The organism is Pseudalkalibacillus sp. Hm43 (assembly GCF_051842935.1).
Lineage (GTDB): Bacteria > Bacillota > Bacilli > Bacillales > Fictibacillaceae > Pseudalkalibacillus.
In genome coordinates this window covers 1341452-1364647 of sequence record NZ_JBPXRR010000001.1, presented here as the reverse complement: position 1 = coordinate 1364647, position 23196 = coordinate 1341452, and the positions used below count along the sequence as shown (strand labels likewise).

Genomic DNA, 23196 nt, shown 5'->3' with positions numbered 1-23196 from the left:
CATAATCATATGATGTTAACATCGTCCATTTCATGATCAGGCTCAAATCTGAACTGGCTTAGATCAACCCGATTTGATGAATCCACATGTACGCCTTCTTCTTCCAACGCTTCTATTTGCATTCGCGCTAAAGTTTCTTCCTGAATGGAGATTTCCCCTTTTGCGTTGATGACCCTGTGCCAAGGCAGCTCATAGGCTTTGCTCATGGTATGGAGTACGCGGACTACTTGTCGTGCTCCTCTCGGGCTTCCTGCCAGTTTTGCAATTTGACCATATGTCATCACTTTTCCAGGAGGAATATCACCGATGATGTTGATGACTTCATTTGTGAAAGGTTTCAAGCTGAATCCCTACCATTCTTTTGATAGATTAATGATGTAAAACCAAGAGAGATTCCCAGTCCTATAAAAATGATTGCAAATGTCTGGGATTGCTCCACTTTCAATAGATTCATCATACATACAAATCCAAGCGCGATAAAGATCACGGATAACACGAAGTTCATTTTACCAAAACGAGTGAGATTATTCATTCAAGACTCCTTCAAACTTTTCTTTTTTAGATCAAAGATCAATTCATTAGCTTCACGTTTATTTAATTTGTACGTTTTGGGATTGAGTTTCAATTCGTTTGTTAAGGTTTTGATTTCCTGTATTTGATTATCGGTTGGGGGCTGATTCTCGATCAACCGTTCATAATTCTGATAAGCGACTTTTCCAGCCGTTTCAGGAGTAAGCAAATGAATTAATTCGTACATCGCTTTATACGCATTTTCCAAACCGATTTCGTAACCTGAATCTGATCCTAAAAAGAACTGATCAGAATACTCTTCAATGAGCGGAACAAAATCTGCCAGCTGTTGTTCACTGTTTTCATTATAACGGGTGAAGCCAGGAAAGAAATCAATATAGAGATGATCATGATTCCTTAATAATGATCTTAAATTTTCAGGTGTGTTATGGACATTCGCATGCGCATAAACAAAAATGGTGTCTGGGTGAATTCGTAGAGCCTTCTTCAAGTAGGCCATGTTCTTTCCGTTTGGTGGGTCGATATGAAGTAAAATCGGTACCTGATACTCAGCACATAAATCATAGATTTCAGGTAAGAGACCCCAGTGCGGGTGTTCAGCTTTCCACGGTAGACCGGAATGACTCGAATAAGTGGATGCAGCAAAGAGTTCACCAATATTAAGGTATCCTTGCTCCAACTTTTGTCTAACCTTTTCAATGCCATCCGAGTCCTCTGATAATGGAATGCCTGCAAATGATGGATAAATATGATCCGGATATTTTTCGTAATACTGCCAAGCTAACTTGTCAGTTTGAATGGCTTCGGGTTCAGAGACGTTCCCAAATAAAACGGTACGATCAATACCATACTTTTTCCAGGTTTCCAATAGAGAGCTACTTAGCTCACTTTTCCGTCTCTCTGAAGCATCTAATAAGGGAGCGTCGTGACTATGTACATCTATGACAGTAAGTTTTTCGTACACTTCGTGTAGAGGGGTGGAGCTATCCGAGTCCTTTCTCATCTGCTCAATGGTGTTTGCAACGTTCTCTACCCTTTTATAATCAGTTGTGCTGATTACGTTCACCTGGTTTGCATCGTTGTATATGTACCAGGTAAGGAATAAGACAGTACCGATCAATGCTGGAAAAATGATTTTTTTCATTTAAGAACCTCTTAAATCCGTATCTTGCATTAAATGATCCAGAATACCTTTGATGAATTCAGTTTTACCTGCGGTATAAGCTTCACGATGATTTGACGAGTTTGCCAGATTCCTTTTTAATTGACCGTACTTTCTAACGATTTCAGGATTCGTTCTCAAAAAATCTCTGAACATGATATGCTTTTTTAGCTCTTCGTTATCTTTTGTACAAACGTACAGGTGATGTTTCATCCAATCATTCCGATGCCAATCTTCAGTGACACTTGAGTTTGTTTTACGGAATGCTTCACGCCCAAGTATTCCTAAGTCACCTTCGTGTTCGTACCCTAACTTTTTAAATCTAGTTATGATTTCCGGTAGTAGCTCATTGCAGTCGATAACAATATCGATATCAAGAATCGGTTTAGCGATAAGTCCAGTCACAGACGTGCTTCCTACATGTTCAATTGCTAAGATTAAATCTGATAAATCATGTTGAATTCCTTGCTTGATTAGATTAAAACTATTTTTCCATTCTGGGTCGTAGGGTCTGAGATCTATCTTGTTTGTACACATACTCTATTACTCCCCTATTAACAATTGATAGACTTCTTTCCAGGAATCAACTCTCGTGTATTTTTGTTCGTGAATGTTATGTGACGCAGTGAAAAGGATGCCCTCTCCTTTGAAATTTGCAAAGTGTTTCGGATTATCATCAATCAGATAATCTGCATGAATGATACTTTTATCCCCACAAAATACGAAATTCATATCATTCAAGAAAGGAAAGTGTTCTTTAAGCCATTCATGTTTTGCTGTGAATGAATTGGGATGCTCCATAGCCGCTGTCGTAATATATACCTCGTACTGTTTTGTCAGTTCGCGGATCACTTCTTGACTACCTTCCATTACCTCTAAATCACGGAAAAACGTTGGATCGTCCACAAAATCTAAGATTTCTCGAGACAATGATGCTCTTATTTTCCATAAACGAGTACCATTCAGATCCTCCATCTTCAAATCTTCTTTATAGGCTTCGTTATAAACTTGAAGATGTTTTTTTGTGAAATCAGCTATGACCTCATCCATATCTATCGCAATTCTTTTCAAACTCTACTCCCCCAACTGTCTGCTAATCAACCTAATAGATTTTTGACAAATAAAACCTTATCATTTCCTAGTCCATCGTAGTTTGAGTGAACAGGTAACCCATTTATATCCTTGTCTCCAGGTATGATTTCAAAACCAATATGTAAGTGGAATTCGATTGAGTTTGCATTAATTGGTGATGTGATGACGTATACCTTATTTACATGTTGTTTTTCTATAACTTCAAAAAACGTCTCATAGAGCCGTTTCCCCTTCCCCAATTTACGCTGTTTTGGATCAATACCTACGAGATGGATGTAAGCTTCATCTTCTCTTGTTTGGGAGATGAATCCAATCAGAAAACCCGTAACTTCATTTTCTTCTTCAACTACGAAACTCGTATTCTGAAAATGATCGCATAAAAAGCGGGGCAATAGATGAGATACCTCTCGTCCGCCCCACCAATCATTCATTTTAGGTAAGATTGTTAAGAAATCATCAGAGGTGATGTGTCTGATATACATTGATACCATCCTTATCTCTGCATTTCTCTTTTGTGCTGACCTCTCTCGATCATGGACCAGATGATGTAGATGAATGCAGATATCCCTATGATGATGAGAGCGCTATCCAACAATAAGTCGACATCCAGTTCATTGATTGTTCGGATTGCTTCTCCTCCACCATCACCCATGTGTTGTATGGTCATTCCACTATAATCCAGGGTGAAATAAGCAATCAGTGCTCCAATAATAATGCCCGCGAGTATGGAAACCAGACCTTTCATCACTCATCCCTCCATTCACACTTTCCATACACTTCTATATATTGTGATGATTTCCTTTAATATGGGTGAAGGTTTCTATTAGTTGCTCTTGTAAGGATCTTCTCCATCTTAGGTACTCATAAAAATACCTGCAGCTCTATTAGACTGCAGGTAACTTTTGTTTACACTTTTACTTTTTTCTCATGCTTGCGTACTGCGTTCATCACATTGTGGATGATTTTGATTCCGATTTGATCGGCCGAACTGACAATTGATTCTGGGTGGAACTGAACCGCATAGATGGGAAGGTCTAGATGTTCTATCGCCATCGGGATATCGTCATCAGACCGCGCCGTTAATTCCAAGGATTCCGAAATCGTTTCGGCATAAATAGAATGGTAGCGGCTGGCTTGAAATCGCGTTGGTAACCCATCAAACAATTGAGATACTCCCATTTTAGTGATATGGGCGGTTTTCCCATGTTGAGGGTAATCAAGGACACCTAAAGATCCTCCAAAGTATTCTACAATTCCTTGAAATCCTAAACAAACGCCGAAGATCGGAATCTTTTTTTCGATACATCGTTCAATGGTTGAAGAAACATCAAATCGTTCAGGCAGTCCAGGCCCTGGAGACAGGACAACCAAATCAAAGCGTGATTCATTCATCAATGCTTCACGTGCAAAAGGTGCTCTGAGCGTAACGACTTCAGCTCCTGTTTGTTTAAAGTAGTTGGCTAACGTGTGGACGAAGGAATCTTCGTGATCCACAATAAGAATTTTTTTGCCATTACCAGGTTGGGTTGATTGAGCTGTTTCATGACCGGTATTCGACTGCTTGATCGCCTTCCGAAGACCTGCAGCTTTCGTCAACGTTTCTTCTTCTTCCGCTTCAGGGATGGAATCATAAAGTAAGGTTGCTCCTACACGAATTTCGGCGACATCATCCTTCAACCGTATCGTCCTCAAGGTCAATCCTGTATTCAAATCTCCATTGAAACTGTACCATCCGACGGCACCACCGTACCAGCCTCTTGGGGTCTCCTCATGGTTTTCGATCCAATCGATGGCTGCTTTTTTCGGAGCACCTGTAACGGTTACTGCCCACATGTGTGTCAAGAACGCATCCAGCGCATCAAATTCCGGTCTCATATAACCTTCGACATGGTCAACCGTATGGATCAAGTGGGAATACAGTTCGATCTGTCTTCTGCCCACAACGTTAACAGAGCCAGGTATGCAGATTCTAGACTTGTCATTCCGGTCGACATCCGTACACATCGTCAGCTCTTCTTCATCTTTTTTCGAATTGAGGAGTTTCCGAATTTGTTCGGCGTCCTCAATCGCATTGTTCCCACGTTTGATGGTCCCGGAGATCGGACAGGTTTCCACCCGATTGCCTTCGACTCTGACATACATTTCAGGAGATGAACCGACCAGTATCTCATTCCCTAAGTTGATGATGAATCCATATGGGCTCGGATTGATTTCCTGTAGCCGTTCAAATACTTCAGATGGTTTGGACTCACACGATTCATAAATGGTCTGGGATGGTACAACTTCAAACATATCCCCCATTTTGAAGGCAGCTTTAGCTTGATGAACGAGATTGGCATATTTACCCGGCTTATACTCCTGCACAGATCGTACGGAGCTTTTATTTTGAGTTATCTTTGTTCCTGATCGCTTGAAATGTTCCGTATGCTGATTTCCGTATTGAAAATCGTACGATAACTGGTAAGCCTGTTTCGTTTGATGATCAATAACGGTGATTTCATCGGGGAGATAGAGGACCAGATCCGCTTGATTTTTCTCTCTCCTCAATTTTTGTTGGATGGCTTCAAATTGAAAGACGAGATCGTATCCGAATGCACCATACAAACCCAGGAAAGAGTCTTCCTCAGACGCAAACAATGATTTGATTGCTCTGATGACCGTGAAGATAGATGGTTGCATACTTCTTTCTTCCTCTGTAAAAACAGCCTCCGTCTCTATCACCTTTCCAGTCAGTACCGTTTTATCCAATGAGAGAGAAGCCAATTCCTCAATGCTTTCTAAATGCGTCTGGATCGCATTCAGCAATACATTGCCTCTCGCATTCAACGCCTTGACCGAGAATTCCCTTCCTTTTGCTCGGATCACTATGGGTGGATGGATGAAACCCACGTCCCATCTGGAATAACGGCCAGGGTACTCGTATCGGCTTGAAAATAGCCCACCTTGGCTGTGGTCGATATCCTTTAGGATCAGCTCCAGCTCCTCTGAGCCTTCCACAACAACTTTTGACCGAGAGATCTTCATTCCGCCTTCTGTCTCATACTCATGTAAAGTTTGTTTGTTCATCAATTGTAAGAAGTTCCTCATGCTCAACTAACTCTCCTGTCTCAGCTTTTCTCAACTATTTTGCAGCTTGAAGAGGGTTCTCTTCCATGCTTTTAGATTGCTCATAAAACGCTACGTACTTGTCTTTCAATTCATCCTTTTCTCGTAAAGCGATCGCTTTCCTAGGATGATCATTCATCTGACCTGAAATGGCATAAGGAATCAGATAACCCCATTCCATTTCTTTACGAAGCGGGATTAGGCTTTCTTCTATGGCCTTTAGAACGGGTTTAAGATCATATTTTGGTTGTAGATAACCAATCAACAATTCGGTGGGACAATTGCCTGCTGCTCTTCCCATTCCATACACTGTCGAATCCAAAAACCTGCTTCCTGCTTGCTCTGCTGCAATGGTGTTGGCGAAAGCAAGCTGCAAATTGTTGTGTGCATGGATACCGATTTGTTTATCTGGTAACATGCGCTTGTAAATTTCCGCCAATCTACGGATTTCTTCCATGTACAAGCTTCCGAACGAGTCGACGATATAGACCACATCGACTGAACAATGTTGGACTTTCCTCAACTTTTGTTTCAATTCCACCTGATCCACATTCGATACTGCCATGATGTTCAGACACGTCTCATATCCTTTTTCATGCAACACATTGACAGTGGTGATGGCTTCTTCAATTTGAGAACTGTAGCAAGCAACACGGATCATGTCGATCAGACTATCTTGTGCTATCGGTATATCATCTAGTGTAAACTTTCCGATATCCACCATAACGGACAACTTGGTCCGCTTCTTAATGGGAATGGTTTTCGTTAATAGGTCTTCCCGACAGAAGCGCCAAGGTCCAGTATCCTCATCTCCCACTAACCCAGGTGCGTTTTTATAACCGATTTCCATATATTCGATCCCTGCTTGATCAAGCGCTTCATACAAATTACTTACGAACTCGATGCTGAAATTCCAATTGTTCACGAGTCCTCCATCTCGAATCGTACAGTCGATGATTTTAGCTGTTGACATGTTGTTCACCTTTTACGAGTGAAGATAAGTAAGCTCTAAAGGCACTTCTGAAATCAGCAGATGGATCTTCTCTCAACTCGTGTGCTTTCTTGATCAATGAGCTACCGATGATGACTCCGTCACACACTTCCCCTACATCGATGAACTGCTGTCTCGTTGAGATCCCGAATCCTAATGCCACCGGCACATCTGTATAGAACTTCGATTCTTGCAAAAGTCTTTTCGTTTCAGGATGGAAGTCTTTTCGTTCACCTGTGACTCCTAGAGAAGAAACACAGTATAAAAAGCCTTGGGCGGACTGAGCAATCTGAATCAACCGCTCAGGGGAGGTCGTTGGTGCGACCAGAGATATGAAGCTGATGGACTCTGCATCACATCTTTCCCGCAAGTTTTCACTCTCTTCAAATGGCAGGTCTGGAATCAATAACCCATCAATATCGTTCTCTTTAGCCAATTGGAAGAACTGCTCCTCTCCAAGTCGTAGGAAAGGATTAATATAAGTGAAGATGAGGACTGGAATTTCCAAACCTCTCTTACGCATTTCTCCGACAAGTTTCATCGCTTTTCCGATGGTCATTCCTTTAGCACGTTTCGCTGCCTCTTGAATGACGGGGCCATCAGCAAGCGGATCCGAATAAGGAATTCCAAGCTCTAGAACATTCGCTCCTTCTTCTTGTAAAATCAACGCGGTCTCGATGGTGTCTTCCGGTGTAGGATCTCCTGCCATGATGAACGGGATGAACAATGGTTTAGAATCGTTTTTCAATGATTCGAATCGCTTATTCATTGCTTCCTTCCTCCTCTAGCAAATTCATGATGGTTGTTACATCTTTATCACCACGTCCGGAAAGACAAACGACAATGGACGTGTGTTCAGGCTGGACTTCTGCCTCTTTAAATGCTTGCGCCAAGGCATGTGCACTTTCGATCGCGGGTAAAATCCCTTCTTCCTCTGAGAGAATTTTCAGTGCATCTAACGCTTCTGCGTCTGTAATCGTTTTGTAGGTCACCCGTTTAGACGCAGCCAGGTAAGAATGTTCCGGTCCTACACCTGGGTAATCGAGACCTGCAGAAATGGAGTAAGGTTCAACGATTTGACCACTCTCATCCTGATTGAGATATGTCATTGAGCCATGTAACACACCGATTGAACCTGTCGTGATGGAAGCGGCATGTCTGCCTGTCTCGATTCCTAGTCCTCCAGCTTCTACTCCGATGAGATTCACTTCCTGATCTTCCAGAAAGGGATGGAACATGCCCATCGCGTTACTGCCACCACCCACACAGGCGATGACGGTTTCTGGAAGTTTTCGTTCAAACTCAACATGCTGCTCCTTCGTTTCCAAACCGATGACCCGTTGGAAATCCCGTACGATCATAGGATAAGGATGAGGTCCAACGACCGAACCGATGCAATAGAAGGTATCCTGCACGGCACCTGCCCAGTACCGGATCGCTTCATTCGTAGCATCTTTCAAGGTTTTGCTGCCGCTTGTCACTGAGACGACCTCTGCTCCCAGCAGCTTCATCCGGAAAACATTCAACGATTGACGTTCAATGTCTTCTTTACCCATGAATACTTTACAAGACAGTCCGTAACGAGCACATGCAGTCGCGACTGCTACACCATGTTGGCCTGCTCCTGTCTCTGCAACGACTTTCGTTTTGTTCATTCTTTTAGCGAGTAAAACTTGTCCGATGGCATTGTTGATCTTGTGCGCACCTGTGTGGTTCAAATCTTCACGTTTCAAGTAGATTTTTGCTCCACCAAATCTTTTGGTCGTGTTTTCCGCATAAGTGAGCGGTGTCGGTCTACCGGAATATAAGTTCAATTCTTTATGAAGCTCTTCCTGAAAGTCGGGATCCTGAATGGCTTCATGAAATTCGCCTTCCAATTCTTCTAGAGCGAACATTAACGTTTCAGGAACATATCGCCCTCCGAATTGCCCGAAACGTCCTTTTTTATCTGGATACAATGCTGTTGGCATATGCGTTCATCCTTTCTGTCAGTTTGCTGATTTCCGTTTCACTTTTCCGTTCATTTTGTTCTACACCGCTCGACAGGTCGATCCCGAGAGGTTTTTTAGAAAGACACGCTTGTACATTGTCTGGATGGATACCACCCGCGATCAAACAAAGCTTTTCATTCTTTTTTGCGAGTTCTGTATAAGCAGGAATCGCTTCCCAATCAAAACGAATACCTGTCCCACCGGTTTTTCCTTTCACCTTTGTATCAATGACGAATCCATCAACTACTGCCATGTAGTCGGCCATTTCATCGAGCGTCTGTTCAGAATGAGGCAGTGCCTTCCAGATAACTTTATCCGTCTGGGCTTTCACTTGCTTGATGAATGAGACAGATTCTGTGCCATGGAGCTGAAGGACATCTAGATCTACCTCTACCAATGTTTCTTTGATTTGCTTTAAGGTCGGATTTACGAATACACCGACATGAGAAATGCCTTGGTTTCCGATGGTCCAACGCTTCACGTCCTGAGGCGCAACTCTCCTTTTGCTTTCTGCAAAAATGAATCCGGCATAATCGGCCGAGCTTTTTTGGATTTTCACATAATCTTCACGTGAACGTGCTCCACAAATCTTCAATTTGGTCATTCTATATCACCAAACAAATCGGCTATACATTTGGGGATGGATTTCGCACGCATCAACGTTTCACCGACCAGTATCCCTTTTGCTCCAGCTTTTCCGACCAATGAGACATCCTCCTTCGTAACGATGCCACTCTCACTTATGAAGGGGACATTTTCTGGGATCTGTTCAGCAATTATCCGCGTATGCTCCACTCTCGTTTCAAATGTCCGGAGATCACGGTTATTGATACCTAGTAGATCTGGTGTAAAGTTTGAAAGCGCGGTGTCCAACTCATCGATGGAATGCACCTCGAGTAACACTTCCAGTCCAAGTTCTTTTGCTACTACAAAAAGTTCTTTTGCCTGCACCGGTTCCAAAATAGCTTGGATCAACAGGATTGCATCGGCCCCAATCGCCTTGCTTTCCTCTACCTGGATCGGATCAATGATGAAGTCCTTTCTCAGAAGAGGTAGATGGGTAGCATTCCGGATTTCCGTCAAGTACGCCTTCGATCCCTGGAAGTAATCACGATCTGTCAGAACGGAAATTGCATCGGCACCAGCCTGTTCGTATGTTTTTGCAATTTCAACAGGTTCGATATGTTCACGTATGAGCCCTTTTGAAGGTGATGCTTTCTTCACCTCTGCAATGAGTCCCAGCTGACGAGTCGGGTACTTTATTGCATCAGACAAAGACCGGATCGGGTAAGCATGATCTTCAAAGGATGTTGGTATATCTAAGAGTTCCTGCTTTTTCGTTTCGACGATTTTGTTAAGCATACGAACGCTCCTCTGTGTTCGTCATGCTCAAATAGTGGTTCATGACCCTACCAGATTCCAATGCGTCTTTCACAATCGGGACGGCTTTTATAAAAGAATCCGCTTTTCCAGAAGCGACTAGACCGGCAGCTGCATTCAGGATGACGATGTTTTTAGCTGACGAATTGGAAGTGCCTCCGAATACCTGGCGGATCAAGTGGGCACTTTCACTCGGTGAACCGACTTGTATGTCTTTCAAAGATCCTCTCGAAAGCCCGAAATCTTCTGGAATCAGTTCCATGGATTCAATGGAATCCGGCGTCACCACCAGCACTTTTGTGGAGGTCGTAATCGTGCACTCATCCAAGCCATCTGAGCCTGTGACAATCAGAGCTTTTTGAATGCCGAGTCGTTGAACGACCTGCGCCATTTTATCCGCCAACATCGGTTCATAAACCCCGATCAATTGTCGGCTGCAGCCAGCTGGATTACAGAGCGGTCCGAGTATGTTGAACACCGTACGGAAACCGATGTCCTTTCTCGGCTGCACAGCATGTTTCATCGCAGGATGATAGAGTGGCGCGAATAAGAACGTCATCGAATGCGAATCCAAAGCGTTCAGCGCTTCTTTTACACCAGATTGTGTCGGAATGTTCAGTTGTTCAAGAACATCTGCGCTTCCACTTTTCGAAGAGAATGAACGGTTACCATGCTTCGCGACCTTTACGCCTAACGCTGACATGACGATGGCTGATGCTGTGGAAATGTTGAATGTGCTGGAACCATCTCCGCCAGTGCCGCATGTATCTACAGCATCTTCAAGGTTCACGGGGAAACGGACGGCATGTTCTCGCATTGAACGTGCAAAGCCTGTCAGTTCATCAACCGTTTCACCACGCATCCTTAAAATGGTCAGTAAACTAGCAAGCTGACTGGAGTTGACCTGCCCCGTCATGATCTGGTCCATGATCGATTTGGCTTCTTTTTCTGTAAAAGTAAAGCCCTCTATTGCTCTCTTTAATTGGATTTGTATCATTTGTAGTCTCCTCTCGATCTATTTGATTCATAGGTAGATCAAGAGAAGTTCAAGGTGGGATAAATTTGAGTTGTACATCAATACATAGAAGTTCCATCTCTATCACTCTCCATTTCTGAACGGAGTACGGATAGAGCTGAGGTATGGAAATAGGAAGGTATAAAAATAAAAAAATCCTATGGACATAAAGGTGCCCAAGGATTTGTCTTCTGTAAACGTACCTTAGCTCGCCTCAACTCTCTCAAACTCGTCTCTCATTCTCATCTCAACTAATCTAATTTCATTCTAAAAACTTAAACTTATAGTAGTAAATTTACTGACAATTTGTCAAGAGATTAATTTTATGTTCCTCTTTTTGCATACAATGGATTAGTTGAATGGTTAGGCTCTTTTCAATACAACGAGAAAAGGAGATCATGATGGCCAAATTGAAGTCATTGCCCTTCGTGAAATGTGGAAAAGTGTTCGATTCTCCCTTGCCAGATTCTCTCGATATGAGTATGCCCCCGATTGTACTTGGAGAGGTCAAGGTGGAAGTTCCTAATCAACGGGATGAACGTAATGTTTGTGTTCTCGTAACATTCTCAGAGTTCATTAACTTTGCCTTGCTGGGTCTTAACCCAAAGCTATCGATCATTTATCGTTTTGTGCGGATGAATCATGGCTCACATGATGCTCAAATTCTGCAAGAGTACGAATTTCTGTTCGAATCTGCTCGAGCAGATGAAGTAGCGAACGTGACTACGAACCAACCGACTGTCCTTACTGTGTGTGATTGCATGGATAAGGGCACATCAGGTTCGTTTACCTATCGCCTGGAGATCACTCAGATTGATTCAAACAGTCTAGAGAATCTAGAAATCGTGAACAAAAGCATCACTGCCACTGTTTTGGATGAACAGACAGAAAACAACGATATCCAAATGCGGAGAGGCCCAAGAGGTCCGTTGCTATTCCTCGATCGAAATTTTTCACTTCCGAAAAAAACAACGAACGGGCAGGCTTTTGTCGCTTGTGGGAGAGTGTTCAATCCAGTGTTACCATTGCGCCTTTCCGTTTCTGACCCGCCCGTAGTTCTGACTCAAGTGACTGTTCGACCAGAAGTGGTGAAAAAACCCTGTGTGTTGGTCAATTTTTCAGGATTCTTAACGTCGATTCTACGGAATGCAGACTTCAGTAACTTGACGTTCCGTTTGGTCAAATCAAGAACAGACGGCTCTGGCCGAAAAGTGCTGCAAACGTGGCCATTTTTGAGGGAATTCGTGAGTGACACGAATATTAAAGAACCGATTGTGTTCAACTTTTGTGACTGCTTGGACGACGTAAAGGCGGATGCTGAAATCCTGTACACTTTTGAACTCATTGAAGCTACTCTTTCTCAGCAATCCTCCTATAACATTACTCAGAAAAGCATGACCGCCCAGGTCTATACCGGTATCGACCAACAGAAGAGATCAAATCATAAGGAGAAGAACTGATGCATGGAGATTCGCAAACACCTATTTTGAATTGTGGACGCATCCGACGAGTGAAATTTCCCCAACAGTTGTCGATGGATGACCCTCCTGTCACACTTGCTGAAGTTGCTGTGAATACAGGTAAAGTGAACCTGCCGAGTGTTCTGTTCAACTACTCTCAAGTATTATCGTTTCAAACGACTGGAGCGAACCTCGATTTGACGATCACATACCGGTTGATCCGGATATCGAGAGCTTCCAAAACGGTGAAAAACCTTGAAGAATGGACATTCAGAGGTGCAGAGATCATCCCTACAGATGTACCGGATCTGGATACGATCGAACCCCTGGTGGTCAATTTCTGTGATACTGGTTTGGAAAAAGACCAATCATTTGTGTATCGGTTCCAGCTCGCTGAAGTAATTACCAATAATGCGAGGTATCGCATTTCCGATCAAGTCATTACGGCGATTGTATTGGATGGAGCCAGTGATTAAGAAATTTAATGGAAAAATGCTGCCCGGAAGTGTTGGGGCAGCATTTTTTGGTAGTAATATGTACCCGATTTGCAAAACATATGTCTGTTTTTGTTAGAATCTATTGCATTTTTGTCCGAACATGCGCAAAAATTGTCTGAACCAAGCGTGATTTGGTCCGAACATTAGAGAAAATTCTAAAACCCAACATCCAATCACTCTCATTTCTGCAAAAAATCATAGTATTTTGCTCGGTCATTCCAACTTTTGAACAAAAAGCGATGAAGTGTTCCTCGTTTTGATGAGTTTTTAATCGAACTGCGATTCAAAATCACTAATTTTATGCAAATTCCCAACCACAACCCCGATTGTCATAATTCGTATACAAAAAATACGTATGTTTTCTGATCTGGATTGTTATAATGGCTTTGAGTACAAGTTTTTAGGAGTTGAGAGATTTGAATAATTTGCTGAAAACGTTTCGTATTGTTGGATATTCTGAAGGGGTTTCCTTCCTGCTCCTCCTTGGGATCGCCATGCCTTTAAAATATATGTTCGATTACCCAATGGCGGTAAGCGTTGTCGGTGCAATCCACGGTGGTCTCTTCGTTCTTTATTGCATGATGGTCGTCTATCTGAAGTTCAACTACCGCTGGTCCATCCGAAAAGCGGCAATGGGTATCATCGCATCTGTCCTACCGTTCGGTCCATTCGTATTTGACGCTAAAATGATCCGCAGTTCATGATCAAATAAGGTAACCATCAGCTTCTGCTGATGGTTTTTTCTTTTTCAAAAACGAAAAGACTGCCTCAAACGGGCAGCCTTTCTTCATCAGTCGTTATCGATTTGTTTTACTGTAAACGAATGCAAGAATCAGTGCGAAACCGAGATGCGTAACAAGGTTCATCAATTGAGCACCTGTAAATGCCTGCCCGATCATGACACCCATACCGAGCATCGCTGGCATGATCAATAGTGGCCCTACTACCCAAAGCACAATTCCATAGATGATGGCTAAACCATAAATGTTTTTCCTACCAGATGCTAATACTCCGAATCCTAGACCGAAAATCACGCTGATCACCATATGCACAAACCATCCGACCGCGACGCTTTCTGAACCGACCAACATTGCGACCATTGGCAACTTGCCCATCAGTTGCATGAAAATACCGAAGATGATACCCGCTACAACGCCTCCGATTGCCGAAGCTTTTAATGAAGTTCCCATTGTCAACGGATTCGTTTCACTCATACTCTTCACTTCTGCCATTTTTCATTCACTCCTTTTCATAAGTTACTTTTATTATAAAAAGGAAGCGCTATCATTACTGTAAGTTAAATTACAAAACATTCAAAAAACGGATACCATTTATAGGAATTGTTATAGGCATCCGCACAATAAACGAAACAGATTCATATACTGCATCAATTCAAACCGATCTTTAGGAGGATCATGATGCATCATTACCACTACACTACCATTCTGAGACTTCTCGGTTATTGGCCGGAGCCCCAACGTCGTATAGGTTATGAGTTGATTCAGAAATATGGAATGCCGGATGAGTACACAACGAGTGCACTCCTATGGTTTCACCGAGGACCTTGGAATAATATCATGTTGTTCCGCGAGTCGGTTCCACATGACTTCCCGACCCCACACAAAGATTTCCTGGAGCAGACGATCAGCTACAAAGTACCCATTGAATTTTACGACGACATTGCCAAGTTTGATGGCAGTGTCTATCCCGACCGTACGAGTGGTGAACTCTCGGTCAAGTGTCATAATGAACCGATGAACATTTTGACGTTGAATCTCGTTCATGATCTTGTTACTGGAAAAAGGACCGTTGAAGAAGCGAGAGCTTTCTATGGTCAAGTCGCAAGTGCCTTCAACAAAGGAGATCATAGTTCACCTTTTACTCAACGTCTGCTCTTTGCAAAACAAACCAACACTGCCGATCCAGATGTGGCCATCATTTGATAAGTCCGTACATTCGTTTTTTCAGAGTCAAAGCCTTATAATGAGAAGCAATTCACCATATTAGGAGTTAGACATCTTGAAAAAAATCGGTTTATATTTGGTACTTATCTTCATTGTTCTTTTATTGATTATAAAAGGTGATCAACTGATTGGCTTATTGACGAGTGGATCATTGGATCGAGTCGTCGGGTACGTGCAATCATGGGGAATTTTTGCACCACTCATCAGTATAGGGCTGATGATTTTCCAGGCGATTGCAGCGCCCATACCAGCTTTCCTGATAACTGCAACGAACGGCTTATTATTCGGGGTTGTTTGGGGATTCGTCATTTCCTGGATCGGTGCCATGTTAGGAGCAATCGTATCATTTTATCTTGCCAAACGACTCGGTTATGATTTTGTGAAAAAGAAGGTCAATGAGACTGGGTGGTTGAATCATTTAGAGCGGCTTAATGGAAAGTATGGATTCTGGATTGTACTGATTGCAAGGCTTGTCCCGGTCGTCTCATTCGACTTGATCAGTTTTGCCGCTGGACTCGCAGGTATGAAGCTCAGAACCTTTTTGGTTTCAACCGGCATCGGCATGCTACCAGCTACAATTGCTTATACGATGCTAGGTCATGACATGAGGAACATTCAACAATTCAACGAACGGATGTTGATCATCATCAGTGCTTTGGTGGGAGTGACCTTAATCGCCATGCTACTGAAAAAGAAATACAAATCTGAGAAACCAGGGGGCTGAAATCGGTCGTAGACCATCAACTTGCCCTGGTTTTATTTTTTCAACGATCGTTATTAAAACCAAAATCTCCATTGATCAATTGTTGGATTTCTTCCAGCCGATCTCCTTTAATGGTACGATTACGATAGATGAAAAGAGGAACGTAAACTTCACCAATCTGTTCCTTCACATCCTTATGTCTAGAGGGTGTTTCAGATAAGTTGACCTCATTGAATTCTATTTGGAACGACATCAGATAGTTTTTCACAGTCTGACATCTAGAACAACTGTCGATGGTATACAATACAGGTGTATCACTCATGACACAGACCTCCTATTCCCCATCATTTTACCGGAACAATAGGACTGAAGTATGTAATATATCTTACTTTTCCTTCGATCTAATCCTTATATAATAAAAGTAGCTAATAGGAGGGTATACCGATATGGACAAACTAACCTATCTCTCACAAATCAACTTATTTGAAGAAATGCCGATGAATGAACTTGAAGAAATCGATCGTATATCTGACATGCAACCTTTGAAGAAAGGGTCCACGATCTTTACACCAGAAACGAATATACAAGCGTTATATCTGTTGAAAAAAGGACAAGTACGTCTTTATCGTATGAGTGAAAATGGCAAGCAATTTACGGTAGATATCTTAGGTGACGGGAATATCTTTGGAGAAACTGCCACTTTCTCCTTAACAGAGGAACAAGATTATGCAGAAGCGATGTCCGATGTCTATTTGTGTGTCATTGGAAAAACCGAATTCGAAAAATTGATCGAACAAAATCCGAAGCTTGCCATCAAGCTGATCGAGATCTTATCTGCCCGCCTCAAGGATATATATGAAGTCAGTGAACAAATCGCTTTAAGAGACGTTCGTTATCGTGTTCTGTCTCTTTTGCTGAAGCTAAGTGAGAAGTTCGGAAAGCGTAGTAAAGAGTGGCAGACGATCGATGTGAAGATCACCCATCATGATATTGCAACCATGGTCGGTTCCAGTCGAGAAACCGTCAGTTCAATCATAAGTCAATTGAAAAAAGAAGGACTGATCAAAAAGTCGATCGTTTCGATGAAAATCAATGCCGATAAGGCGAAGAAAGAGCTCGAATAAAGGTGGTGACCAGTCTGGTCACCACCTTTATTTGGATCAACGGAAGATTTGTATATACTTTTCTGTAATTTTCGGTATGACGCCTTCAAACAATTTTTCTCTCCAGAATTGATTGGCCGCATTTTCCAAAATAGCGCCATGAGTAGGATAAGGATGTATGACGTTCGAAAGATCTCCGATTTTGTTCCCTTGTGTTTTTGCAAACACGATCTCTTGCATCCAATCTCCTGCATTTCTCCCAACAGCATGAGCACCGAGGATTTCCCCTTTTTGTGAAGTGATGACTTTCACCAACCCAACGTCATCTCGATCTGTTGCAAATCGGTCGACATCTTTGTTTTCCACTTTAAACACTTTTATGGAATCTCCGTGCTTTTCTTTTGCTTCCTTCTCCGTCATCCCAAGATGATATACTTCCGGATCCGTATACGTGACCCATGGAAGATTTTCATAGTTGATCTTGCCTTTGAATCCAATCAAAGCATTTCTGACGACCAATTTTCCTTCCATCCCTGCAGCATGAGTAAACGGATATTGTCCATTTGTATCTCCCACTGCAAAGATATTGGACACTGTCGTTTGGAGATGCTCATTAACGACTACATTACCTTTATCCAGCTGAACACCGATCTCCTCCAGTCCGAGATTGTCGGTATTCGGTTTCCGACCGGTTGCGATCAGTATGTCATCGGCTTCAAGATCAATCTTGTTGCCTTCTTTTTCAACCGTTAGAAGTTTAGTGCCATTTTCAAGACGAACGCTCTTGGCCATCGAATTGTACAGAAAATCCATTTCTTTCTCTAGTTCACTTTTAATAACCGGAATCATGTCTTCATCTTCACGACCGAAAATCGTATCGGAAGTCTCTACGACGGTCACTTTTGATCCAAAACGTGCAAGTGACTGAGCCATCTCAAGACCAATTGCTCCTCCACCGATGACGACGAGGCGTTTCGGAAGCTCCTTTAAATTGAAAATCGTTTCATTTGTCAGGTAATCTACCTCTTCAATTCCCTCAATCGGTGGTATGAATGGTCTGGAACCAGTCGCGATGACGAACCTTTTCCCTTTCAGAATCTTGCCGTTATCCAGCTCGAATTGTTGAGAGTCGACGAAACGTCCAGTACGTTGTGAATAGATATCAACGCCAAGTGACTCAAAGCGTTCATGGCTGTCATGATGTTGTAAGTCTGAAATGGCGGAACGGACTCTTTCCATTGCTACAGCTATGTCGGCTTGTCCATTAACAGTCAATCCGAATTTTGCCGCTGCCTTCTGAGCGTTATAAACTTCTTTTGCACTTTTGATGAGTGCTTTAGATGGAACACATCCATAATGAAGGCAGTCTCCTCCGAGGAGCTCATTCTTTTCAATAAGAGCGACCTGTGCCCCCAGACTCGCTGCACCGGCGGCAACCGTCAGGCCACCCGCTCCGCCTCCGATTACTATCAGATCATATGGTTTCATCATCAACTAGCACTCCTTCCTTCTCTTTTTGTTTCTTCATCCATCTATTTCTCACCCACATCGGAATCAAAGTTAAAGTGGCGAAAACACCGACTGCCAATAGAATGATTTTCGGGTCCCCTGTTACGAGACTGCTCCCAAGGAAGTTATAAGCGAATGTACCAGGGATGATTCCTATTAATGTTCCCAAAAAGAAGTCACGAAAACGGACTTTCGATATCCCAGCAGAATAACTGATGAGATCAAAGTTGAATAAAGGGATGAAGCGGAATAGAAGGACATAGAAAAATCCGTTCTTTTCAAGTTGCGATTGGATGGCTTTTCCCTTTCCTTTCCATTCTTTATTGGCAATGTTCTTCCCGAGTTTACGGGCTACAATGAAGGATAATAATGCCCCTGCTGTCGCACCAAGTACGGTATAGATTGTACCGAACAATGGTCCGAAGGCTAGTCCCCCTGTTATGGAGAGGACAGACGCTGGGAAGAAGATCAATGGCCGGACCGTGTACAAAAGCATGTAGATGATCGGTGCAAATATACCGAAGCCTATGATCCAATCCCTGATTTCATTTGCGTTTATGTTCAATTGAGTTGTACTGAACCAGATTGCGACAATAATGAAAACACCAATTAAGATCCATTTCAACCATTTATGAGTAAGCAACGATTTCATTCTCTCCTTCTCCCCCTTTCTTCCTCTTACGAACTTCATCAAAATGATGAATACTGTTTTTTGTATATTTCAACACTACAGATGAACCTTTGTTGATATCATGCTTTTTTGAAGAAGGGATGGTGATTGTCTGTTCTAATTGAGGAACTCGGATATGGTAGATCTTTTGTCCGTACTCTAAACTTTCATTCACCACTTCCCCTTCCATTTGAAGGTTTGTTGAAGGAGCATCAGAAGGTATGAGTGTCAACTTCTGGGTTGGAATGAAGCCCTCTTCTAATACCAAACCTTCTGAAAAGAATCCCGCCACGAAAGGGTTGCATGGATGTAAGGATAGGACTTCCGGATGACCGACTTGTTGAATCCGTCCCATTCCCATAACAGCAAGACGATCCCCCATAAAAGATGCTTCTTCTTTATCATGAGTGATGAACAGAGCCGTCACTCCTTCTTCGACAAGTACATTTCGAACGTACTGTCGCAATTCATAGCGAAGGGATTGATCGAGGTTGCTGAATGGTTCATCCAGCAACAACAAGTCCGGCTTTGTGACAAGAGCACGTGCGAGTGCAACTCTTTGTTGTTGACCACCGGATAGTTCATATGGGAACTTCTTTTCATGATCACTCATATCCACTTTTGCGAGCATCTCTCGTGCGGATCGTATTCTTTCCCTTTTTGCGATCTTTTTCATTTTCAACCCGTAGGTTACATTTTCTAATACATTCATGTGTGGAAAGAGCAAAGAATCCTGGAACATTAATACGATGCCACGATTATCCGATCGGTCGGACAAATCTGTTCCATTCATTCTCATGATGCCTTCATGCCTTTCAAGTCCTGCCATACATCTCAAAAGAGTTGTTTTCCCACATCCGGATGGTCCGACGACACTTAAGATCTCGCCTTGTTTCATAGAAAGAGAGAGATCATCCAGAATGATCTTTTGATCGTTATAATGTTTGGTGATGTTCTGTAATTCAATGTAATTCTCCATATATAAGAATTCCTTTCCATCAAGGTTGTCGAATCATCGTTGTTACACTTTTGCAAACCAGTTCGATCACGAACCAGAAGAAGATCGGCAAGACAGCAAATAACAAAGTGAACGCTGCCATGATCGGTTGATCTGCACTAGAGAAATAAGGGTAATAGATGATCGGCAAGGTTGTGATGATGCCTCCCCCGATAATTGCAGTCAAGGCATATTGACTGAGGGTGATGACAACTGTAAGAACGATGGCACTTCGGATGCTCGGCATCAGCATCGGCACTGTAATCGTCCAGAATTGTTTTTGTCGACTTGCACCAAGGACGGTAGCTTGTTCATACCACTTCGTCCCTACCCTTTCATATCCCGTACGCAAGATTCGGATTGCATAAGGAACACAAGGAAGTAGGTGGACTAAGATGACCCCCGATAGTGTGTCTGCTAGATTGAAACGTATCATGGTTAAATGCAAACCCATGACGATGAAGAGCAGCGGTATCAATAATGGAAGCATCAGAGTGGTCTCAATGAGTGTCTTTCCTTTAAACTGCTCGAATGCGAGTGCTCGTGCCGCAGGCATGCTGATGACCATAGTCAACATGACGACCGCAGCTGTAATGACCATCGAATTTCCTAATGCTTGAAGCAAACTTGGATCCTCCAAAACAGCTCTCCATGCCCTCATTCCAAAATGTTGAGGCAAAAGATTCGGCCACATCCAACGGGAAGATAAGCTTTGGATGCCCACTAACAAGACGGGACCTATCGTTAAAATGATGGAGAATACCAACAACGTTTTTAAGAATATGTTTTTAACCATCCTTAACTTCCTTTCATCAAACGGTGTCGGTATTTTTGGGTGGAGGAGTATAACGCGATCGTCAACACCACGATGATTGCTGTTACAACAATCAATGAGGCAAATGCGACCGGTCTTTGATCCCAGTTTCCATCGTAAAACCAGTCAAACGCCAGCACTGGTGTCATTTGTGGAAACGTAACCCCAAGTAGATAAGGTACTTCAAATGCTGCGAAAATAAATGCGAATAAGATGATGGCAACCTCAATGATCGTTGGCCACAGATATGGCCATTGAGCCGTAAAGAACTCATCACGCTTCTTGCCGCCCAATGTCTGTACGACATCTTTCAAACGTTGGTCCATTTGTACATATACCGGGAGTAACATCAAAACGACAAAAGGGATCTCTTTCCAAACATATGTCAGTATGATTCCGATCCCACTTGTATCATTTACTAGATTCGGAAAGTCAGTCAACTCGGAGATTGCGCCGAATTGAAAAAGCAATCCGGAAATCCATCCGCTATCTGAGAATAATAAAACGATTAAATATCCTGCAGCGAAATGTGGAAAAAGCATAGGAACCCATATCACAGCTTTCCAACGATCCTTCACAAGATAAGGATAAAGAAAATGAGTCAAACAAAGACCAATCAGTAAAGAGATGATCGTAGAAACCAAAGTGATATAAAGGGTGTACCCAAGTGATGTCCAGAACGTACTATTTGCAAAAAGTGTCCGATAAGCTTCAAATGTCCATGAAAAGTCCATTTGTAAGCTTTCCAATATACCATTGAACACGCCATACCCCAACAGCCCGGCAATCAGGAGGAATGCCGGGGCAAGTTGCAGGTAAGGGAGAGCTCGTTTATTTTTGTACAACTTCATTGAGCCAATGCTCCTTAATCCAATCAATGTAAGTAGAGTTCAGTTCAGGTAAGTAAGCTTCCTCCAGGTCTTTTGTCGACAATACCGAATCACCTCGATCCAGTGCTTTCAACTCTTTTTGGATGTCGTTCGGTAAGCGATCTGATTCAAGTACCATGCCTTCCCCCCACATTGAAGGATTCATCTTAGCCAACTGAGCTTCAGGTGACTCCATAAAGTTGATCGCAACCATTGCACCTGCCGGGTTCGGACTATTGAAAGGAATGCTCAGATAATGGGTATTCCCGATGGAACCGACATCCAATACAAATGACTTTGTAGAAGGAGGGAATACGCCATCCTTGATTAATCCTTCTCCACGGGCTTCGTTGAATCCGAGTGTAAACCAAACTTCCCCTTTACTGTAAAGTTGGTCAAGTTGAGATAAGGATTCTGGATACGTTTTACCTTCTCTCCATAAATGAGGCGAAATCTCTTTGAGATCTTTCCAAAATGCTTCATCTTCTCCTTCAAGCCAGGAAGGGTCATCCTTTTCGGTCAAATTCGGATTTTGTTCGGTCTTCTCATATAGGACATGTCTTAAAAATGCGTTTCCTGAAAAATCTTTCGGGTTTGGATAAGTGAACTTACCAGGATGCTCTTTCACGAACGATTTCAACTCATCCATGTTTTTTGGAGGATTTTCCACTTTGTCAGAGTCATACCACATGACAAATTGCACATTCCCCCAAGGTGCTTCCATACCATCTATGTTTGTTCCCATATCAGACTTCGTAAAATTTTTGTCCTGATTGATGTATTCTTCATAGTTCGGAAGTTTGGATGCAAAGGAACCGAGCAACAGCTTATTTTCCTTTGCGTTTTTGAAGTTTTCACCGTTGATCCAGATGATGTCGATCGTACCTTTGTCTTTCCCTGCTTTCTTTTCGGTTTGAAGCTTTTGTATGAATTCATTTGTATCCATAGGGTGTCTTTTTAGAGTAACGTCATGATCCTCTTTCAATCTTGGGGCCACCCACTCATCAATATAGCGATTGATCCCATTATCCCCGCCCCACATGAAGAGATTGACTGTCGACCCTTTTGCTTCTTTTTCGATGTCTTCCCATTTTTCTTCAAGGACCTTTGATGTTTGACTCTCACCGTTACCTGCAGAATTACATGCTGCTAGAAACATTGAGACTATCATTATTAGTGCTGTGATTTTAAGCTTCATTCGTCCTGACCCTCCGATAATATTTGATTTTCATACAACTCTAATGTAAGTATAGTAGTTATCCACTATGATTTATGTAAGGTGTATTACAGTATCTCTTCCCTATTATGGGTAAACTTAGTAATATATTCACACAATTTAAATG

General features: G+C 42.6%; 28 protein-coding genes. 6 read left to right on the top strand and 22 right to left on the bottom strand.

The genetic code is table 11. The features are described from left to right. Window positions 1-5 precede the first annotated feature (5 nt). The 14 genes from ACSVDE_RS07345 to trpD all read right to left on the bottom strand — a co-directional run bounded on the left by ACSVDE_RS07345 (window position 6) and on the right by trpD (window position 11249). Window positions 6-341 carry an MGMT family protein gene (locus ACSVDE_RS07345; protein WP_439300278.1) on the bottom strand — a complete coding sequence of 112 codons (336 nt, stop codon included), beginning with the start codon at window positions 339-341 and terminating at the stop codon, window positions 6-8. After that, entirely contained in the window at window positions 338-532 is a 195-nt protein-coding gene (locus ACSVDE_RS07340) for a hypothetical protein (protein WP_439300277.1), read from the bottom strand. Before ACSVDE_RS07340 ends, ACSVDE_RS07345 begins: the two co-directional genes overlap by 4 nt. Continuing rightward, window positions 533-1675, bottom strand: a complete 1143-nt coding sequence (locus ACSVDE_RS07335; protein ID WP_439300276.1) for an amidohydrolase family protein — start codon at window positions 1673-1675, stop codon at window positions 533-535. Beyond that, complete coding sequence (locus tag ACSVDE_RS07330; protein WP_439300275.1) at window positions 1676-2230, bottom strand: GrpB family protein; 555 nt, start codon at window positions 2228-2230, stop codon at window positions 1676-1678. Window positions 2231-2236: 6 nt separating this feature from the next. Next, a complete protein-coding gene (locus tag ACSVDE_RS07325; RefSeq protein ID WP_439300274.1) occupies window positions 2237-2764 on the bottom strand; it encodes a 5' nucleotidase, NT5C type in 528 nt (175 codons plus the stop codon). 26 nt (window positions 2765-2790) lie between these two features. Then, window positions 2791-3267 (bottom strand): GNAT family N-acetyltransferase, encoded by a 477-nt coding sequence (locus ACSVDE_RS07320; RefSeq protein ID WP_439300273.1) that lies wholly within the window; start codon window positions 3265-3267, stop codon window positions 2791-2793. Window positions 3268-3278: 11 nt separating this feature from the next. Further along, window positions 3279-3530, bottom strand: coding sequence for a hypothetical protein (locus ACSVDE_RS07315; RefSeq protein ID WP_439300272.1), 252 nt, complete (start codon window positions 3528-3530; stop codon window positions 3279-3281). A gap of 161 nt (window positions 3531-3691) precedes the next feature. Beyond that, a complete protein-coding gene (locus ACSVDE_RS07310) occupies window positions 3692-5872 on the bottom strand; it encodes an anthranilate synthase component I (RefSeq protein ID WP_439300271.1) in 2181 nt (726 codons plus the stop codon). A 34-nt stretch (window positions 5873-5906) separates the two neighbouring features. Beyond that, window positions 5907-6863 carry an aldolase catalytic domain-containing protein gene (locus ACSVDE_RS07305; RefSeq protein ID WP_439300270.1) on the bottom strand — a complete coding sequence of 319 codons (957 nt, stop codon included), beginning with the start codon at window positions 6861-6863 and terminating at the stop codon, window positions 5907-5909. Further along, a complete protein-coding gene (gene trpA / locus ACSVDE_RS07300) occupies window positions 6850-7650 on the bottom strand; it encodes a tryptophan synthase subunit alpha (protein WP_439300269.1) in 801 nt (266 codons plus the stop codon). Before trpA ends, ACSVDE_RS07305 begins: the two co-directional genes overlap by 14 nt. Next, window positions 7643-8851 carry a tryptophan synthase subunit beta gene (gene trpB, locus ACSVDE_RS07295; protein ID WP_439300268.1) on the bottom strand — a complete coding sequence of 403 codons (1209 nt, stop codon included), beginning with the start codon at window positions 8849-8851 and terminating at the stop codon, window positions 7643-7645. Before trpB ends, trpA begins: the two co-directional genes overlap by 8 nt. Then, window positions 8826-9476: a phosphoribosylanthranilate isomerase gene (locus ACSVDE_RS07290; RefSeq protein WP_439300267.1), complete on the bottom strand. Its 651-nt coding sequence runs from the start codon at window positions 9474-9476 to the stop codon at window positions 8826-8828. The genes trpB and ACSVDE_RS07290 overlap by 26 nt, the downstream gene beginning before the upstream one ends. After that, window positions 9473-10234, bottom strand: a complete 762-nt coding sequence (gene trpC, locus ACSVDE_RS07285; RefSeq protein ID WP_439300266.1) for an indole-3-glycerol phosphate synthase TrpC — start codon at window positions 10232-10234, stop codon at window positions 9473-9475. The genes ACSVDE_RS07290 and trpC overlap by 4 nt, the downstream gene beginning before the upstream one ends. Further along, the gene (gene trpD, locus ACSVDE_RS07280) at window positions 10227-11249 is read right to left on the bottom strand and encodes an anthranilate phosphoribosyltransferase (RefSeq protein ID WP_439300265.1); all 1023 of its coding nucleotides are present in this window, start codon (window positions 11247-11249) and stop codon (window positions 10227-10229) included. The genes trpC and trpD overlap by 8 nt, the downstream gene beginning before the upstream one ends. A 419-nt stretch (window positions 11250-11668) precedes the next feature. Between trpD and ACSVDE_RS07275 the strand changes: the two genes are divergently transcribed. The 3 genes from ACSVDE_RS07275 to ACSVDE_RS07265 all read left to right on the top strand — a co-directional run bounded on the left by ACSVDE_RS07275 (window position 11669) and on the right by ACSVDE_RS07265 (window position 13928). Then, window positions 11669-12727, top strand: coding sequence for a DUF4489 domain-containing protein (locus ACSVDE_RS07275; RefSeq protein WP_439300264.1), 1059 nt, complete (start codon window positions 11669-11671; stop codon window positions 12725-12727). Next, window positions 12727-13203 carry a DUF4489 domain-containing protein gene (locus tag ACSVDE_RS07270; RefSeq protein WP_439300263.1) on the top strand — a complete coding sequence of 159 codons (477 nt, stop codon included), beginning with the start codon at window positions 12727-12729 and terminating at the stop codon, window positions 13201-13203. Before ACSVDE_RS07275 ends, ACSVDE_RS07270 begins: the two co-directional genes overlap by 1 nt. A 446-nt stretch (window positions 13204-13649) precedes the next feature. Beyond that, complete coding sequence (locus ACSVDE_RS07265; protein WP_439301947.1) at window positions 13650-13928, top strand: DUF3817 domain-containing protein; 279 nt, start codon at window positions 13650-13652, stop codon at window positions 13926-13928. Between the two features lie 93 nt (window positions 13929-14021). Here ACSVDE_RS07265 and ACSVDE_RS07260 read toward each other — a convergent pair whose 3' ends face one another. Continuing rightward, on the bottom strand, window positions 14022-14456 hold the full coding sequence (locus ACSVDE_RS07260; RefSeq protein ID WP_439300262.1) for a hypothetical protein: 435 nt from the start codon (window positions 14454-14456) through the stop codon (window positions 14022-14024). A 186-nt stretch (window positions 14457-14642) separates the two neighbouring features. Here ACSVDE_RS07260 and ACSVDE_RS07255 point away from each other — a divergent pair, with 186 nt between their 5' ends. Beyond that, window positions 14643-15167: a hypothetical protein gene (locus tag ACSVDE_RS07255; RefSeq protein ID WP_439300261.1), complete on the top strand. Its 525-nt coding sequence runs from the start codon at window positions 14643-14645 to the stop codon at window positions 15165-15167. A 76-nt stretch (window positions 15168-15243) separates the two neighbouring features. Further along, the gene (locus ACSVDE_RS07250) at window positions 15244-15912 is read left to right on the top strand and encodes a TVP38/TMEM64 family protein (RefSeq protein WP_439300260.1); all 669 of its coding nucleotides are present in this window, start codon (window positions 15244-15246) and stop codon (window positions 15910-15912) included. A 40-nt stretch (window positions 15913-15952) separates the two neighbouring features. Here the strand turns inward: ACSVDE_RS07250 and ACSVDE_RS07245 are convergent, their stop codons facing one another. After that, on the bottom strand, window positions 15953-16213 hold the full coding sequence (locus tag ACSVDE_RS07245; protein WP_439300259.1) for a glutaredoxin family protein: 261 nt from the start codon (window positions 16211-16213) through the stop codon (window positions 15953-15955). A gap of 124 nt (window positions 16214-16337) precedes the next feature. On the opposite strand from ACSVDE_RS07245, the gene ACSVDE_RS07240 reads away from it, so the two are divergent. Next, on the top strand, window positions 16338-17015 hold the full coding sequence (locus ACSVDE_RS07240) for a Crp/Fnr family transcriptional regulator (RefSeq protein ID WP_439300258.1): 678 nt from the start codon (window positions 16338-16340) through the stop codon (window positions 17013-17015). Between the two features lie 36 nt (window positions 17016-17051). Here ACSVDE_RS07240 and ACSVDE_RS07235 read toward each other — a convergent pair whose 3' ends face one another. The 6 genes from ACSVDE_RS07235 to ACSVDE_RS07210 are packed head-to-tail and all read right to left on the bottom strand — an operon-like array spanning window position 17052 to window position 23051. Beyond that, window positions 17052-18485 carry a dihydrolipoyl dehydrogenase family protein gene (locus ACSVDE_RS07235; protein ID WP_439300257.1) on the bottom strand — a complete coding sequence of 478 codons (1434 nt, stop codon included), beginning with the start codon at window positions 18483-18485 and terminating at the stop codon, window positions 17052-17054. Continuing rightward, entirely contained in the window at window positions 18469-19155 is a 687-nt protein-coding gene (locus ACSVDE_RS07230) for a TVP38/TMEM64 family protein (protein WP_439300256.1), read from the bottom strand. The genes ACSVDE_RS07235 and ACSVDE_RS07230 overlap by 17 nt, the downstream gene beginning before the upstream one ends. Then, window positions 19133-20152 carry an ABC transporter ATP-binding protein gene (locus ACSVDE_RS07225; protein ID WP_439300255.1) on the bottom strand — a complete coding sequence of 340 codons (1020 nt, stop codon included), beginning with the start codon at window positions 20150-20152 and terminating at the stop codon, window positions 19133-19135. Before ACSVDE_RS07225 ends, ACSVDE_RS07230 begins: the two co-directional genes overlap by 23 nt. A gap of 19 nt (window positions 20153-20171) precedes the next feature. After that, window positions 20172-20966: an ABC transporter permease gene (locus ACSVDE_RS07220; protein WP_439300254.1), complete on the bottom strand. Its 795-nt coding sequence runs from the start codon at window positions 20964-20966 to the stop codon at window positions 20172-20174. A 2-nt stretch (window positions 20967-20968) separates the two neighbouring features. Beyond that, window positions 20969-21835: an ABC transporter permease gene (locus ACSVDE_RS07215; RefSeq protein ID WP_439300253.1), complete on the bottom strand. Its 867-nt coding sequence runs from the start codon at window positions 21833-21835 to the stop codon at window positions 20969-20971. Beyond that, entirely contained in the window at window positions 21816-23051 is a 1236-nt protein-coding gene (locus ACSVDE_RS07210; protein WP_439300252.1) for an ABC transporter substrate-binding protein, read from the bottom strand. The genes ACSVDE_RS07215 and ACSVDE_RS07210 overlap by 20 nt, the downstream gene beginning before the upstream one ends. Between the last annotated feature and the right edge of the window lie 145 nt (window positions 23052-23196).

Coding starts and splice junctions, on each gene's coding strand:
- ACSVDE_RS07340 (WP_439300277.1), bottom strand. CDS start 532: ATGAATAATCTCACTCGTTTTGGTAAAATGAACTTCGTGTTATCCGTG.
- ACSVDE_RS07335 (WP_439300276.1), bottom strand. CDS start 1,675: ATGAAAAAAATCATTTTTCCAGCATTGATCGGTACTGTCTTATTCCTT.
- ACSVDE_RS07330 (WP_439300275.1), bottom strand. CDS start 2,230: ATGTGTACAAACAAGATAGATCTCAGACCCTACGACCCAGAATGGAAA.
- ACSVDE_RS07320 (WP_439300273.1), bottom strand. CDS start 3,267: ATGTATATCAGACACATCACCTCTGATGATTTCTTAACAATCTTACCT.
- ACSVDE_RS07315 (WP_439300272.1), bottom strand. CDS start 3,530: ATGAAAGGTCTGGTTTCCATACTCGCGGGCATTATTATTGGAGCACTG.
- ACSVDE_RS07310 (WP_439300271.1), bottom strand. CDS start 5,872: ATGAGGAACTTCTTACAATTGATGAACAAACAAACTTTACATGAGTAT.
- ACSVDE_RS07305 (WP_439300270.1), bottom strand. CDS start 6,863: ATGTCAACAGCTAAAATCATCGACTGTACGATTCGAGATGGAGGACTC.
- trpA (WP_439300269.1), bottom strand. CDS start 7,650: ATGAATAAGCGATTCGAATCATTGAAAAACGATTCTAAACCATTGTTC.
- trpB (WP_439300268.1), bottom strand. CDS start 8,851: ATGCCAACAGCATTGTATCCAGATAAAAAAGGACGTTTCGGGCAATTC.
- ACSVDE_RS07290 (WP_439300267.1), bottom strand. CDS start 9,476: ATGACCAAATTGAAGATTTGTGGAGCACGTTCACGTGAAGATTATGTG.
- trpC (WP_439300266.1), bottom strand. CDS start 10,234: ATGCTTAACAAAATCGTCGAAACGAAAAAGCAGGAACTCTTAGATATA.
- trpD (WP_439300265.1), bottom strand. CDS start 11,249: ATGATACAAATCCAATTAAAGAGAGCAATAGAGGGCTTTACTTTTACA.
- ACSVDE_RS07275 (WP_439300264.1), top strand. CDS start 11,669: ATGGCCAAATTGAAGTCATTGCCCTTCGTGAAATGTGGAAAAGTGTTC.
- ACSVDE_RS07270 (WP_439300263.1), top strand. CDS start 12,727: ATGCATGGAGATTCGCAAACACCTATTTTGAATTGTGGACGCATCCGA.
- ACSVDE_RS07260 (WP_439300262.1), bottom strand. CDS start 14,456: ATGGCAGAAGTGAAGAGTATGAGTGAAACGAATCCGTTGACAATGGGA.
- ACSVDE_RS07255 (WP_439300261.1), top strand. CDS start 14,643: ATGCATCATTACCACTACACTACCATTCTGAGACTTCTCGGTTATTGG.
- ACSVDE_RS07245 (WP_439300259.1), bottom strand. CDS start 16,213: ATGAGTGATACACCTGTATTGTATACCATCGACAGTTGTTCTAGATGT.
- ACSVDE_RS07240 (WP_439300258.1), top strand. CDS start 16,338: ATGGACAAACTAACCTATCTCTCACAAATCAACTTATTTGAAGAAATG.
- ACSVDE_RS07235 (WP_439300257.1), bottom strand. CDS start 18,485: ATGATGAAACCATATGATCTGATAGTAATCGGAGGCGGAGCGGGTGGC.
- ACSVDE_RS07230 (WP_439300256.1), bottom strand. CDS start 19,155: ATGAAATCGTTGCTTACTCATAAATGGTTGAAATGGATCTTAATTGGT.
- ACSVDE_RS07225 (WP_439300255.1), bottom strand. CDS start 20,152: ATGGAGAATTACATTGAATTACAGAACATCACCAAACATTATAACGAT.
- ACSVDE_RS07220 (WP_439300254.1), bottom strand. CDS start 20,966: ATGGTTAAAAACATATTCTTAAAAACGTTGTTGGTATTCTCCATCATT.
- ACSVDE_RS07215 (WP_439300253.1), bottom strand. CDS start 21,835: ATGAAGTTGTACAAAAATAAACGAGCTCTCCCTTACCTGCAACTTGCC.
- ACSVDE_RS07210 (WP_439300252.1), bottom strand. CDS start 23,051: ATGAAGCTTAAAATCACAGCACTAATAATGATAGTCTCAATGTTTCTA.